Raw genomic sequence first — 14,105 nt, 5'->3', positions numbered from 1 at the left:
TTATTCATCCGGATATGTATCTTAGCGCTTGGTAAAACGTTTTATTAAATGAAAAAAATATACTTGTCTTCATTTTTAGGGTTGGCGTTATCTGTCGGACTTTCTTTTTCGGCAGAAGCACAACTTAATCATCATGCTCCCGACCAGCCTTATTATCACGCGGCTGCTCCAAAAATCAACGACCTGATTGATACACGCCTTGACGTAAAGTTCGATTATCAGAGATCTTATCTAAATGGAAAGGAGTGGGTTACCCTGAAGCCTCACTTTTACCCTACAGATTCTGTAAGGCTTGATGCTAAAGGGATGGATATTAAAACCATTGGTATTGTTGAAAATGGCAAAGTTGTTCCGCTTCGTTATCGTTATGAGGATAGTCTTTCTTTAGCTATTCAACTAAACAGGACCTACACCGAAAAAGAACATTATACCTTGTTTATTGATTACACCGCCAAGCCAAACGAATTACACGATAAACCTGGTTTTAAGCTTGATGGAAAAGGCCTGTATTTTGTAAACCCCTTAGGTAAAGAGCCAGGAAAACCAACCCAGATCTGGACACAAGGAGAGGCTGAAAGTTCATCATGTTGGTTTCCTACCATTGACAAGCCTGATCAAAAAACAACCGAGCAGGTGAGCATGACGGTACCTGCAAAATATACCACGCTATCAAACGGTTTGCTCATCAGTCAAAAAAACAATGCCGACGGCACGCGCACCGATACCTGGAAACAATCTTTACCGCATTGCCCGTACTTGTTTATGATGGCGATAGGCGATTTTAAAATTTATAAGGATAAATGGCGCAATAAAGAGGTTTCTTATTACCTGGAACCGGCTTATGCGCCTTATGCTAAACAACTGTTTGGCCAAACTCCTGAAATGATTGAATTTTATTCAAAAGCTTTGGGCGTTGATTTTCCATGGGAAAAATACAGCCAGGTTGTTGTTCGCGATTATCCGCTGGGTGCCATGGAAAACAGCTCAGCTACTTTACATGGCGAGTATGTTCAGAAATCACCATGGGACCTGATCGATGATCCTAATGGCTCAGGAGGCACAACAATTGCCCACGAGCTTTTTCACCAATGGTTTGGCGACTTGGTTACCTGCGAAAGCTGGAGCAACGAAACGCTTAACGAGTCATTTGCGGTGTTTGGCGAAAAATACTGGAATGAAAAGAAATACGGCAAAGACGACGGCGATGCCAAACGGTATGATGAGCTACAGGCTTATCTGAATAACGCAACCGCATACAAGCAGCCTTTAACGCCATTTGTATATACCGATAATGAGGGAATTAACGGTGCTAATATTTATGATAAAGGCGGTTTGGTGCTCATTATGCTGCGTAACTACCTCGGAGACGATGCTTTTTTTAAAGGCTTGGGACTTTATCTGAAAACCCGTGGTTTTAAAAATGGTGAAGTACATGATCTTCGCCTGGCTATGGAAGAAATATCCGGAAAAGATTTGAACTGGTTCTTTAATCAATGGTATTACGGCGCTGGTCACCCGGTATTGGATATCACTTACCAATGGAACGAGGCTAATCATGAGCAAAAAGTATTTATAAGTCAAAAACAAGAAGGCCAAATATTTCATGTTCCTGTAGCTGTTGATTTATACGCAGGCGGAAAAGTGACCAGGCAACAGGTTTGGCTCGCGCAAAAAAACGACACGTTAATATTTAAAAGCGCTGTAAAGCCTGATTTAATTAACGTTGACGGTGATAAAGTGCTCCTTACTAAAAAGACAGATCATAAAACCCTGACCGAATTTGGCTATCAGTATCACCACGCACCGCTTTACCTGGATAGGTTAGAGGCTCTGAGCGCGGCTATTGGCAGTCAAACATCCACAGAAGGCAAGGATATTATTACCGCAGCTTTAAAAGATAAATATTATGGTATCCGGATAAAAGCTATCCGTGCGCTGAAGATGGATAGTGTCGAGGTGGCAAAGACAGCGTTACCAATCCTTGCTGATTTGGCACAGTATGATGGCAACTATCCTGTGAGGGCGGCTGCAATTGCTGTTTTGGAAAAGACTAAATCAAAAGACTATCTTGATATCTATAAAAAATCGCTTTCAAGTCCATCTTATACTGTTAAAGGCGCGGCTCTTGCTGCTTTAAATAGTATATCGCCTGACGATGCTTTTCAAACCGCCAAAAGTTTAGAAGCTGACGGGAAAGGTAAATTGGGCCAGGCCATTGTTAACGTTTATGCTGCCAATGGTTCTGATAAAGAATGGGCTTACGTGATCAGCGCCTTTGAAAAAGGATCGGTACAGCTGAAGTTTGATCTTGCACGTGGTCCGCTGCCGCAAATGATTGGTAAGCTGGATGATAAGCAATCGGTTTTGCAGGGCATCAATGCCATTAAGGGCATTGCTATAAGTTTCAAAAAGTATGGTATTGCACCAAAGCTTGTTGCATCACTGCAACAAATTGAAGACGCAAGGAAAAAACTTAACGATACCGCGTCTGCAAGTGCCGCTGAAAGTGCTATCAGCGAAATCAACCAGGCAAAAGGATAACAGTAACCATGATCTGATATTAAAAGAGGGATTTCCAAAAGGGAATCCCTTTTTAATGTGCATGCTGCATTTTTAAAGTTAACGGATTCGGGTAATTGTCGCTTTGATCTTCGGCAACATTGTCCAGGCATTTAAAATCTTTTTCAATAAGCAGGTACATCGCACCGGTGTTACTTTCATAACCCACCCGATCGGTACCTGTCCATTCAAGTGCCATGGTAACCGGCATGTACATGGTTATGGTACCATCGTCAAAATCTGCAGTTAAGGCGTTATTTGAAGAACGTTGAAGCGCATATTTAAATGTTCTGGCTCCAAATTGAGTAACTTCTTCCAGGTAGCCATTGGTGTCAAATCTTTCAACATCGGTTTTTGTCAGGCGATAGCGCAACGAGTTTCCTTTTATTCTGATCTTCATAATTGTTTAATTTTTTACGTTTACTACATCTCCTATAATAATAATGGCAGGGTAGGTGAGCTGATTATCTGCCGCGATAGCCTCCAGGTCGCTTACTTTTCCCTTTGCTGATTTTTGTTGTGGCAATGAGGCATGTTGTATAATAGCCGCCGGTGTATCGCCTTTGCCTGCCTTTACATAGGCCGATGCTATTTCGGCCAGCTTTTTCATTCCCATATATATAACAACTGTAGCGTTGCTGTGCATGGCGCAGGTAAGGTCGGCAGAGAGGTTACCGTCTTTCTTAGTGCCGGTAACCATCCAAACGCTTTCGCTTACCTGTCGGTGCGTAAGCGGAATGTCTTGTAATCCCGAAGCCTGCATGCTGGTTACGCCTGGTATATAATGTGTAGTAATGCCATGCTGCCGCGCATAAATGATCTCTTCAAACCCGCGACCGAATATGAAAGGGTCGCCTCCTTTTAATCTTACCACATTTCCTTTAGTAAAAGCATAGTGCTTTATTAGTTCATGAATGGTTTCTTGTGGTGTATAATCGCCGTAAGGTTGTTTACCAACATATACTTTTTCGCAATCGTCGCGGCTTATCGCGAGTAATTCCTTGTTAGCCAGATTGTCATATAAAATCACATTTGCCTGTTGCAAAACCTTAAAACCCTTCACTGTCATCAATTCCGGGTCGCCTGGACCTGCTCCGAGCACAAAAAGTTCAGGATTTTGTATTTTATTTTGCATTTTATTAAATTTTGTATCAAAAAATAGCTTTTAGAGTCTTTTTATTTTGCTGATTTTAATAAAAATGCAAAATCGTTTTAAAAATTACGCTCTAAAAATGATTTAAATTATAATTATAGCAGCAATTTACGTAATTAAATGTCAATATTTATGATTTATGTGATAAAAAAGTAAAATTAAATTTCCATTTGATGTTTTTTTAGGTTATAATTGTGATATAAATGATGTCAAGGTCGCAGCTGGGTCATTTTTAGTTTGAAAATTGCTTTAACATTTAAAAAATTTCAATATGTCAAAACCAACGGTCGTAGTAGTTGGTAACGGCATGGTAGGTTACAAGTTTTGTGAGAAACTTTTGGCCCGATCAGCGCAGTTCCAAATAATTGTTTTTGGTGAAGAGCCTCGTCATGCTTATGACAGGGTGCATCTCAGCGAGTATTTTAACGGTAAAACAGCAGAAGATCTGTCGCTTTCCACTTTGTCCTGGTATTCAGATAATGGTATCGCCCTTCATTTGGATGATCCTATCCAGGAAATCAATCGTTCCGAAAAAACTATCCATTCTTTAAAGGGTATTACGCTCAAATATGATTACCTGGTTTTGGCAACCGGTTCATCGGCCTTTGTGCCTGATATTCCGGGTATCGAAAAGGAGGGGGTGTTTGTTTATCGTACCATTGAGGATCTGGAGTTGATCAAGGCTCATGCGGTAAATGCAAAATCAGGCGCGGTAATGGGTGGTGGCTTACTGGGTTTGGAAGCCGCTAAGGCTTTAATTGATCTTGGTATTGCCGAAACGCACGTTATTGAGTTTGCTCCACGATTGATGCCAAGGCAGATTGACTCTGCAGGGAGTAATATGCTGCAAATGAAATTGAGTCAGCTGGGTTTGCATATTCATTTAAATAAAAGCACCGCCGCTATTGCTGGCGATAAGAAAATCCAGTCGTTGAGATTTAATGACGATAGTCAGTTGGCGGTGGATATGCTGGTGATTTCAGCGGGTATCCGTCCGCGCGACGAGTTGGCCAAATTGGCGGGGCTTCATGTCGGTACCCGTGGTGGTATTGTGGTGAATGAAAAAATGCAAACCAGTGATGATTGCATTTACGCTATTGGAGAATGTGCTCTATATGAAGGGATGATCTATGGTTTGGTTGCGCCCGGCTATGAGATGGCTGATATCGTAGCGGCTCATTTAACTGAGGGCGAGAAAAGTTTTTATGGTTATGATATGAGCACCAAGCTGAAATTGATTGGTGTTGATGTGGCCAGCTTTGGCGATGCTTTTATAACTGAGCCCGACTGTCGTACTATTTTGTTTGAGGATACCCATAAGGGGATTTATAAACGTATTAATATCACTAACGATGGCAAGAATCTGTTAGGTGGTATTTTGATTGGTGATGCAGATGCTTATAATATGCTGCTGCAAACGGTCAATAACAAAATTGTATTGCCTCCTGATCCCAAAGATTTGATATTGGGTTCAAGAGGTGGTGAAACTAACGCCGGAGCGGGCGTTATGAGTTTGCCGGACGATGCGCTGATTTGCTCGTGCGAGGCTGTTACTAAAGGCGCTATTTGCTCGGCTGTAAGTGATGGTGGTGTAACTGGTATTGATGGTATGAAAAAATGCACCAAGGCTGGTACCGGTTGCGGTGGTTGTGTGCCATTGGTGAAGGATCTGATTGCCGGTACCATGAAGGCTAACGGGCAATATGTTAAAAATGTTGTCTGCGAGCATTTTGATTACTCGCGCCAGGAGCTTTTTGATCTGGTGAAAATAAATGGGCTTAAAAACTACGATCTGGTGCTTGATCATTATGGCAAAGGTGATGGTTGTGAGGTTTGTAAGCCTGTTGTGGCCAGTATATTATCCAGCTTGTGGAATGATGTTATTGTAAAACAAGAAGTAATACAGGATAGTAATGATCGCTTTTTGGCTAATATCCAAAAAGGGGGCACTTATTCGGTTGTTCCGCGGATACCCGGCGGGGAGATTACGCCTGACAAATTGATTGTTATTGGTCTGGTTGCCAAAAAATATGGTTTATATACTAAAATAACCGGTGGGCAGCGCATAGATCTGTTTGGCGCGCACCTGAGTGACCTGCCTTTAATTTGGGAAGAATTAATTGACGCCGGTTTTGAAAGCGGTCATGCTTATGGTAAGGCACTCCGTACTGTGAAGAGTTGCGTGGGCAGTACCTGGTGCAGGTTTGGCTTGCATGATAGCGTGACTTTTGCTATCGAGGTAGAGGATAGGTATAAAGGCATCCGGGCGCCGCATAAAATTAAAGGTGGTGTAAGTGGTTGTGTGCGCGAATGTGCCGAGGCGCAGTCAAAGGATTTTGGAATTATTGCAACTGAAAAAGGTTGGAATTTATACGTATGCGGTAATGGCGGATCTAAACCGCAGCATGCTCAGTTGTTGGCTACTGATATTGACAAAGAAACCGTAGTTAAATATCTCGATAGGTTTTTGATGTTTTACATTAAAACTGCCGATCAGTTAACCCGTACCGCAACCTGGCTTAATAAGCTTGATGGAGGTATGAGTTATCTTAAAAATGTAATAGTAAACGATAGTCTGGGTTTGGGTGAGCAGTTGGAGGAGGAAATGCAGGCCCTGGTAAATACTTATCACTGCGAATGGAAAGAGGCTATTAATAATCCTGCTATGCGCAAACGTTTTGCTCATTTTATTAATGCTCCAGACGAAAAAGATCCTCATGCGCAATTTGAACCGATGCGTGAGCAGGTTCGTGCTAAGGAGTGGTAGTTTTTTAGTCTGAAGTTAGATTGGTCATTATTTAAAAGAAAACACAATGGAAACTGTAATAGCAACACAATGGATCATGGCTTGTTATGTTGATGATGTGCCCGAAAATGGTGGCTCATGTATCAAGCATGGCGATGAGCAGATAGCGATATTTAATTTTGCACGCCGCAATGAGTGGTATGCTACTCAAAATCTTTGTCCGCATAAGCAGCAAATGGCTATCTCGCGCGGAATGATTGGTAGCGCAGGTGAAAGCTGTGAGCCGAAGGTGGCCTGTCCTTTTCATAAAAAGACATTTTCACTGCTTACCGGGGAGTGTTTAGGTGAAGAAGAGTTGGTTTTGAAGACGTATCCGGTAAAAATAGCCGACGGAAAAGTTTTTGTAGGGATCGATTAAGAATTATAGGAAGTAATTCGTATCGGGCGCTGTTGTCAAGTAGGGCAATAGCGCTTTTTTATGCGCGATATTTCGGAATTTAACTGTTGCTTTTCCGATTTTGCTTGGTTTTGTTAATTCGATATAGAAGAAGTTGTGTGTTTTTGGGAGAAATGGGCGGGTTTTGAATGATTTATTGTGTAATTGTTACACTTTGGCTGTTTTTTATGATGGTGTGTGCTTTGTTTTTGTTGTTTTTTTAATGTGTTAGCTTAGTTGTTGTTTGGTTTTTGTGAGTTTGTTTGATTTTTTATTCTGTTTTAGAAGTTTTGTGCGTTTGGTTTTGATTGTTTATATGATTTGCATTAGTTTTTTATTTGTTTTTGATGTATAATGTTCGTTAAAAAATTGTTAAAAATGTATTTCTGTAGTTTTTATATGTTTTAAAATTGAGTTTTTGTCAAAAAAAACAATTTATACTAACTTTTATCATAAAAATTAACTTTAAAAATTGATTATTTGTACTTATTCATTAAATAAGTTATATTTATCATAATTAATTCAATCAAAAAATAGAAAAAAGATAGTGCCTATGATGAAAATCAAAAAAACATAAAAAAGCCCTGCCGGGAGGTCGCATTCCCAGACAGGGTTAAACAGTTTTTAATCGCTTTAACAAATAAAAAACCATTTCAAATGTACAAAAATGTATGTAATCAATACACTATTGGGAAAATTCTATTAATTATATCATGTTTTGTTTCTTATAATGCCTCCGCGCAGCTGTCTTTAACCGGTCAGATCAAAACAAGAGGCGAATTACGTGATGGTTATGGAACTTTAGAACCGATAGGTAACAAAAACGCGGCCTTTGTATCACAACGAACGCGGCTCACCTTTAATTACAAAAGCAGCAAGCTTATTTTTCAAACCTCGGTACAGGATGTAAGGCTTTGGGGCCAAGATGCCTCAACAATTACTATTAATGATGGCAACAGGCTAAGTCTTCACGAGGCCTGGGCCGAATTGATCCTCTCTAACAAAAAAGACACTTCTTTTAAGAAATCACCTGTCGATTATTTTGCTATTAAAGCGGGTCGGCAGGAAATCAGCTATGACGATGAACGCCTGCTCGGTGCTACCGACTGGATACAACAGGGGCGCAGGCATGATGCTATCGTATTAAAACTTCTTCAATCGGGCTGGCAGCTTGATCTGGGCGCTGCTTTTAATCAAAGCTCAGATGCTATTAACTATAACGGTACTTACTATACACCGGCAAACGTACCGGCCACCGTTAAAGATAGCAAAGGTAATTTAGCTAATACGCCCGCCGGACTTATTCCACTGGTAAATGCATCAGGTCTTAGCGCTAAAAACGGAAACCTGTCATTTCTAAATCCACCCGGCACCAACGGGCAAAATCAAAACTATAAAGCACTTGAATATCTCTACTTTGCAAAAAAATTAAACAAGACCAAAATAAGCGGTCTTTTCCTGGCCGATCAGTTTGCCAAATACAAGCTTGATTCGGTAAAAAATGTATCCGGTGAGGACGTTGGTTACATCTACGGTCGCCGGTTTAATCAGCCTGGTGTTAATACCCGATACACAACCGGTCTGCTTGTCAACCCCGTTTTCGGCAGTAAAGACGAATGGGCGGCAACCGGCGGGTTCTACTACCAGGGTGGTCATGACCGTGATGGTGCCGAGTTGAGCGCCTATACATTTACGACATCTTTATGCTATAAAGGCGGTAACCTCGCTTATACAGCAGGTTGGGACTACCTATCGGGTAATGATTCTTTTTCATCTTCAAAAACGGATCACCGGTTTGACCCGCTGTATGGTACCCCGCACAAGTTCTGGGGATATATGGATTATTTTTATGCCGTCAGCGGATCTCCGACAGGAGGCTTAAGTAACCCTTATCTTAAAATAAAATATCTTTCAGATAATAAGCGCTTTAGTACAGAATTGGCTAACCATTACTTCCTGCTGTCAAAAGATCAGAAAGGAACAGACGGGCAGCCTATTGATAAATATCTTGGTACCGAATTTGACCTTACCAACAGCTACAAGCTTAACAAATTTACCGTTGTTGATTTGGGTTTATCCTACATGGCGGCAACCCATAGTATGGAATATGCCAAAGGCTTAACGCCTGATGCTAACAAGCTGCACCCGTTTTGGGCATACCTGCAGCTTAACATTAAACCCGAGTTTTTGAATAAGTAATATAAACGCAGAAAGCTTAAGGCTCAAAGCCTAAAGCCCAAAAAGCTAAATAGATCAGAGTATAAACAAAAGCTTTCAGCCTGTGGGCTTTGAGCTTAAAGCTTAGAAAAAATGGAAAAACAACTTACTAAACTCAATATATTCTCGCTGAAAGGCATTCAAATGCGCACCTTTCACATTACGTGGCTTATGTTTTTTGTGTGCTTTTTTGGTTGGTTTGGCCTGGCGCCGTTAATGCCAACCATTCGCGCCGAACTACATTTAAGCAAAGGACAAGTAGGTAATACTATTATCGCTTCGGTAGCGGCAACCATCATTGCGCGCCTCATTATCGGTAAACTTTGTGATACCTGGGGGCCGCGAAAAACAGCTGTAAGGTTGTTGATCGTTGGTTCGTTACCGGTGTTCCTGGTGGGCCTGGCTCATGATTATACTTCATTTTTATTGTTCCGTTTGGCTATTGGGGTAATTGGTTCATCGTTTGTAATTACCCAGTTCCATACTTCTATGATGTTTGCGCCTAATATAAAAGGTACTGCCAACGCGGTAACCGGTGGCTGGGGCAACCTTGGCGGCGGGGTAACCAACATGGTGATGCCTTTAATATTTGCCGCAATAGTAGGAGCGGGCTATACCAAAGCCGAAGCATGGCGCTACGCCATGATAGTACCGGGAGTACTGATGCTGGCAATTGCTTTTTTATACTGGAAATTCACTAAAGATACCCCTAATGGTAACTATGATGAGATTGGCTATGCCAAAACCAATCCGTCAAAAACAGATTGGTCAATATTGGCCGATTGGCGTGTTTGGGCATTGACCATGGCCTATGCCATGTGCTTTGGTATGGAGATCACTTTTGACAACGTGGCTTCATTGCATTTTGTGGATACGTTTCACCTGTCGCAAAGCTCGGCCGGTTTTTGGGCCGGCATATTCGGGTTCATGAACCTTTTTGCGAGGGCATTGGGCGGCATTGTATCTGATAAAGTTGGCGGCAAATTTGGCATGCGTGGCAAAGGCCTGCTGCTGGCGGGTGTTTTACTGCTGGAAAGCATTGGTCTCATCCTGTTTGCACAATCGGGCAACCTTACCATGGCTATTATTTCTATGCTTTCGTTCGCGCTGTTCCTTAAAATGTCAAACGGTGCTACTTATGGTATCGTTCCATTCATCAACAGTAAAAATGTTGGGATGGTAAGCGGCATTGTTGGCGCGGGCGGCAATCTTGGCGGAATGTTGTTTGGTTTCCTTTTTAAATCAGAGCATATCACCTATGTACAGGCATTCACCTATATCGGTATTACGGTAATGATTGTTTCTGCCATTGTTTTGGTAACCCGTTTCCAAAAACAAGCAGTTACCGAACCTGCAAAAGATGCCGTATTAGCAGGAAGCGTAGCTTAAAGCCAAAGGCTGAAAGCTTTTTGAATACTAATAAAGATAAAGAACAAAAAACAAAGCTTTAGGCCTTAAGCCTTCAGCTTTAAGTTAAAAATGAAGCGCTCACAACAAAATACATTTACAAGCACCTGCTGTTATTGCGGGGTTGGCTGCGGCGTGGTCATTAATAAAGAAAAAAATGGCAGTATAACGCTTGAGGGTGATAAAGATTATCCCGTAAATAAAGGGATGCTGTGCAGTAAGGGACTCAACCTGCATTATACTGCCAACGATAAATCAGACAGGTTGCTGTACCCTCAAATGCGCTACAACAAAAGCATGCCCCTGCAAAGGGTAAGTTGGGATGATGCATTGGAGCGTACAGCAGCTATTTTTAAAACCTTCATTGATAAATACGGCCCTGATTCGGTGGCGTTTTACGCTTCCGGCCAATGCCTTACCGAGGAGTATTATGTTGTTAATAAGTTGATTAAGGGTTTTATCGGTAGTAATAATATCGATACTAATTCGCGCTTGTGTATGAGCAGTGCCGTAGCTGCTTATAAAATAGCCCTGGGCGAGGATACCGTGCCCGTTTGTTATGATGATATTGAACTGGCCGATTGCTTTTATGTAACTGGGGCCAATCCGGCCTGGTGCCATCCTATTTTATGGAGAAGGGTTGAGGCCCATAAAGCTGCCAATCCTGATGTGAAGATCATTGTGGTTGATCCGCGGGTAACCGATACCTGCAGCACTGCCGATCTGCATCTTCAATTGAATCCCGGTACCGATGTCACGCTGAACCACGCTATCGGCAGGGTGTTGATTGAGAATGGCGACATCGATATTGACTTCGTGAGCAATCATGCTGATGGTTTTGAGCAGTATAGCAAACTGGTATTCGAGCGTACCCTTGCCGAATCATCGGCTATTTGTGGTGTTAGTGAAAGCGATATCCGCCTTGCGGCCCAGTATATTGCCGAGGCAAAAGGCTTTATCACCATGTGGACAATGGGTTTAAACCAAAGCTCTGTTGGAGTAAATAAAAACCTGAGCCTCATAAACCTTAATTTAATAACCGGGCATATCGGTAAACCGGGCTCTGGGCCGCTTTCGTTAACCGGCCAGCCGAATGCAATGGGGGGGCGCGAGGTTGGTGGCCTTGCAAATCTTTTACCGGCACATCGTAATCTTGCAAACCCCGTTCACCGGGCAGAGGTTCAAAAGTTTTGGGGCGGAAAAGAGATAGCCGCCAAGCCGGGGCTAACGGCCACCGAAATGTTTGAAGCCCTCAATAATGGTAGCCTAAAAGCTATCTGGATCATGTGTACCAATCCGCTTACCAGCTTGCCAAATGTACGGCTGGCCGAGGAGGCTCTGAAAAAAGCAAAGTTTGTGGTGGTTCAGGAGATCAGCAATAAACCCGAAACTTTGGCTTATGCCGATGTGATCCTTCCGGCCGCGGCTTGGGCCGAAAAGGAAGGGACAATGACCAATTCCGAAAGGCGCATCAGCTACCTCAATAAAATACTTGATCCACCGGGTGAAGCTATGCCAGATAGCGAGATCATTTGTCGTTTTGCCCGTAAAATGGGGTATAAGGGTTTTGACTTTAAAAACGCTGCTGAAATTTATGCCGAGCACGCTAAACTTACCGCTAAAACCAATATTGATATCAGCGGACTTAGCTATGATATCATTAAACAGCAGCGGTCGGTACAATGGCCATATAAAAAACGCCAGGCAGCGCCGGGCACATCCCGTTTATTTACCGACAAGCAATTTTACACGGCTACAGGTAACGCGCAAATCAGCGCTGTGCCCGATAAGCATAGCAGCGAAATGCCTGATGATGATTACCCTTTTATTCTCACTACCGGCCGTATCCGCGATCAGTGGCATACCATGAGCAAAACCGGCAAGGTAAACAAGCTTAATCAGCATATTAAGGAATCTTTTGTGGAGATCAACCCTGCCGATGCTGCCGTTTTGGGTATCAGCGAAGGCGACGTTACTATTATTACGTCCCGTAGGGGCGAAGCAAGAGTTAAAGCGCGTCTTACCGAACAGATAAAGCAAGGCGTAATTTTTGTGCCGATGCATTGGGGCAAGATTCTCAATAATGACCTACACCGCGTTAACAATGTTACCAACGACGCCGTAGACCCGATATCGAAAGAGCCTGATTTTAAGTATTGCGCGGTAAAAGTTGAAAAATATAAAAAGCCTTTCCAAAAAATTGTGGTAGTGGGCGCCGGTGCCGGTGCACATGGCTTTGTACGCTCGTACCGCGAGTTGAACAAGGATGATGAGATCGTTATTTTCAGTAAAGAAGATCATCCTTTTTACAACCGCGTAATGCTGCCCGATTATATCAGTGGTGAACAACGTTGGGAGCAACTGGTAAAAATGACCGATGAGGAAGAGCCGGAGCTTAAAATACGGTTGTTACGAGGCGTAAGCATCGAAAAAATAGATCGTGCCAATAAATATGTGCTGGACAGCCGGGGCATAAAAACATATTATGATGTACTGCTGCTGGCTACCGGCAGTCGAGCTGCAATCCCTAAAAACGTGCCATCGTTACCGGGCATCTTCAGCATGCGTAGCCGCAACGATGCCGATAACTTTAAAAAGCACGTACCTAAAAACGGGCACGTGGTTATAGTTGGCGGTGGCTTGTTGGGTTTGGAAATGGCAGCTTCCCTGCGTGAGATAGGTATCACCATAACTATTATTCAACGTACGTCGAGGTTTTTAAACCGACAACTGGATGAGCTTGGCAGCAGGCTGTTGCACGAAGAAATGGTTGACCAGGGCTGCGATATTTTTTATGACGACGAAGTTCAACTGTTTTATGGCCGCAGTAAGCTAACCGGTATCGGTTTAAAAAGCGGGCGAAAAATTGATTGCGATGCTATGATCCTTGCTATCGGCACAACGCCTAACCTGGAAATTGCCAGGGATTGCGGCCTTGAAATAAAGCGCGGCGTAATAGTGAACGAACGCTTGGTCACCAGCGATCCTAACATCTACGCCATTGGCGAAATAGCCGAATTTCAGGGTACTTTATACGGCATAACCGCAGCGGCGGAACAGCAGGCGGCGGTTGTTGCCGGGTATATGAACGGTGACATTGCCAGTTACTACAAGGGCAGTTTGTTTATGAATATCATCAAAATTCATGGCTTTGATTTGTGCAGTATCGGTTTATCCGATTGCCCTAATGATAAGGATTATGAGGAGATTGTATTTATAGATAAAGCCAAACGCTATTACAAGAAGTGTATTATTCACCAAGACAGGCTGGTAGGCACCATTTTAATCGGCGATAAAGGCGAATTTCAGGAGTTTAGGGAGTTGATAGCTAACAAAACAGAACTGAGCGACAAGCGCCTTAAATTGCTTCGCAGTGGCAAAACCGCCGAACCTGTTTTAGGTAAGCTGGTTTGCAGTTGTAATAACGTAGGGGCGGATAATATTCGTAATAAAATAGCAAGCGGCTGCACGCAACTGGCAGATGTTTGCAGCCAGACAGGAGCTGGAACCGGATGTGGATCATGCCGGCCTGAGGTTAAACGTTTGCTGGAAGAGGCACTTCAGCAGCAATTAGTAAAAGCTTGAAC

Annotated in this window: 8 protein-coding genes; 6 read left to right on the top strand and 2 right to left on the bottom strand. The window is 42.8% G+C overall.

All coding sequences use genetic code 11. The annotated features are described in order from the left end of the window. Positions 1 to 48 precede the first annotated feature (48 nt). On the top strand, positions 49 to 2,541 hold the full coding sequence (locus EAH55_RS26580; RefSeq protein WP_121812322.1) for a M1 family metallopeptidase: 2,493 nt from the start codon (positions 49 to 51) through the stop codon (positions 2,539 to 2,541). A gap of 52 nt (positions 2,542 to 2,593) precedes the next feature. On the opposite strand, the gene EAH55_RS26575 is transcribed toward EAH55_RS26580, so the two are convergent. Continuing rightward, entirely contained in the window at positions 2,594 to 2,959 is a 366-nt protein-coding gene (locus tag EAH55_RS26575; protein WP_121812321.1) for a DUF7009 family protein, read from the bottom strand. A 6-nt stretch (positions 2,960 to 2,965) separates the two neighbouring features. After that, positions 2,966 to 3,694, bottom strand: a complete 729-nt coding sequence (gene cobA / locus EAH55_RS26570) for a uroporphyrinogen-III C-methyltransferase (protein ID WP_121812320.1) — start codon at positions 3,692 to 3,694, stop codon at positions 2,966 to 2,968. 289 nt (positions 3,695 to 3,983) lie between these two features. Between cobA and nirB the strand changes: the two genes are divergently transcribed. The 5 genes from nirB to EAH55_RS26545 all read left to right on the top strand — a co-directional run bounded on the left by nirB (position 3,984) and on the right by EAH55_RS26545 (position 14,103). Then, the gene (nirB, locus tag EAH55_RS26565; protein WP_121812319.1) at positions 3,984 to 6,479 is read left to right on the top strand and encodes a nitrite reductase large subunit NirB; all 2,496 of its coding nucleotides are present in this window, start codon (positions 3,984 to 3,986) and stop codon (positions 6,477 to 6,479) included. Positions 6,480 to 6,525: 46 nt separating this feature from the next. Beyond that, a complete protein-coding gene (nirD, locus tag EAH55_RS26560) occupies positions 6,526 to 6,876 on the top strand; it encodes a nitrite reductase small subunit NirD (RefSeq protein ID WP_121812318.1) in 351 nt (116 codons plus the stop codon). A gap of 675 nt (positions 6,877 to 7,551) precedes the next feature. Further along, positions 7,552 to 9,093, top strand: a complete 1,542-nt coding sequence (locus EAH55_RS26555; protein ID WP_121812317.1) for an alginate export family protein — start codon at positions 7,552 to 7,554, stop codon at positions 9,091 to 9,093. Positions 9,094 to 9,204: 111 nt separating this feature from the next. Next, entirely contained in the window at positions 9,205 to 10,500 is a 1,296-nt protein-coding gene (locus tag EAH55_RS26550) for an MFS transporter (RefSeq protein WP_121812316.1), read from the top strand. Between the two features lie 90 nt (positions 10,501 to 10,590). Beyond that, on the top strand, positions 10,591 to 14,103 hold the full coding sequence (locus EAH55_RS26545; protein WP_121812315.1) for a nitrate reductase: 3,513 nt from the start codon (positions 10,591 to 10,593) through the stop codon (positions 14,101 to 14,103). Positions 14,104 to 14,105 lie beyond the last annotated feature (2 nt).

It is taken from the genome of Mucilaginibacter kameinonensis, assembly GCF_003675385.1.
GTDB lineage: Bacteria > Bacteroidota > Bacteroidia > Sphingobacteriales > Sphingobacteriaceae > Mucilaginibacter > Mucilaginibacter kameinonensis.
The sequence above is the reverse complement of the archived record's forward strand: the minus strand, read 5'-3'. Positions and strand labels throughout refer to the sequence as shown.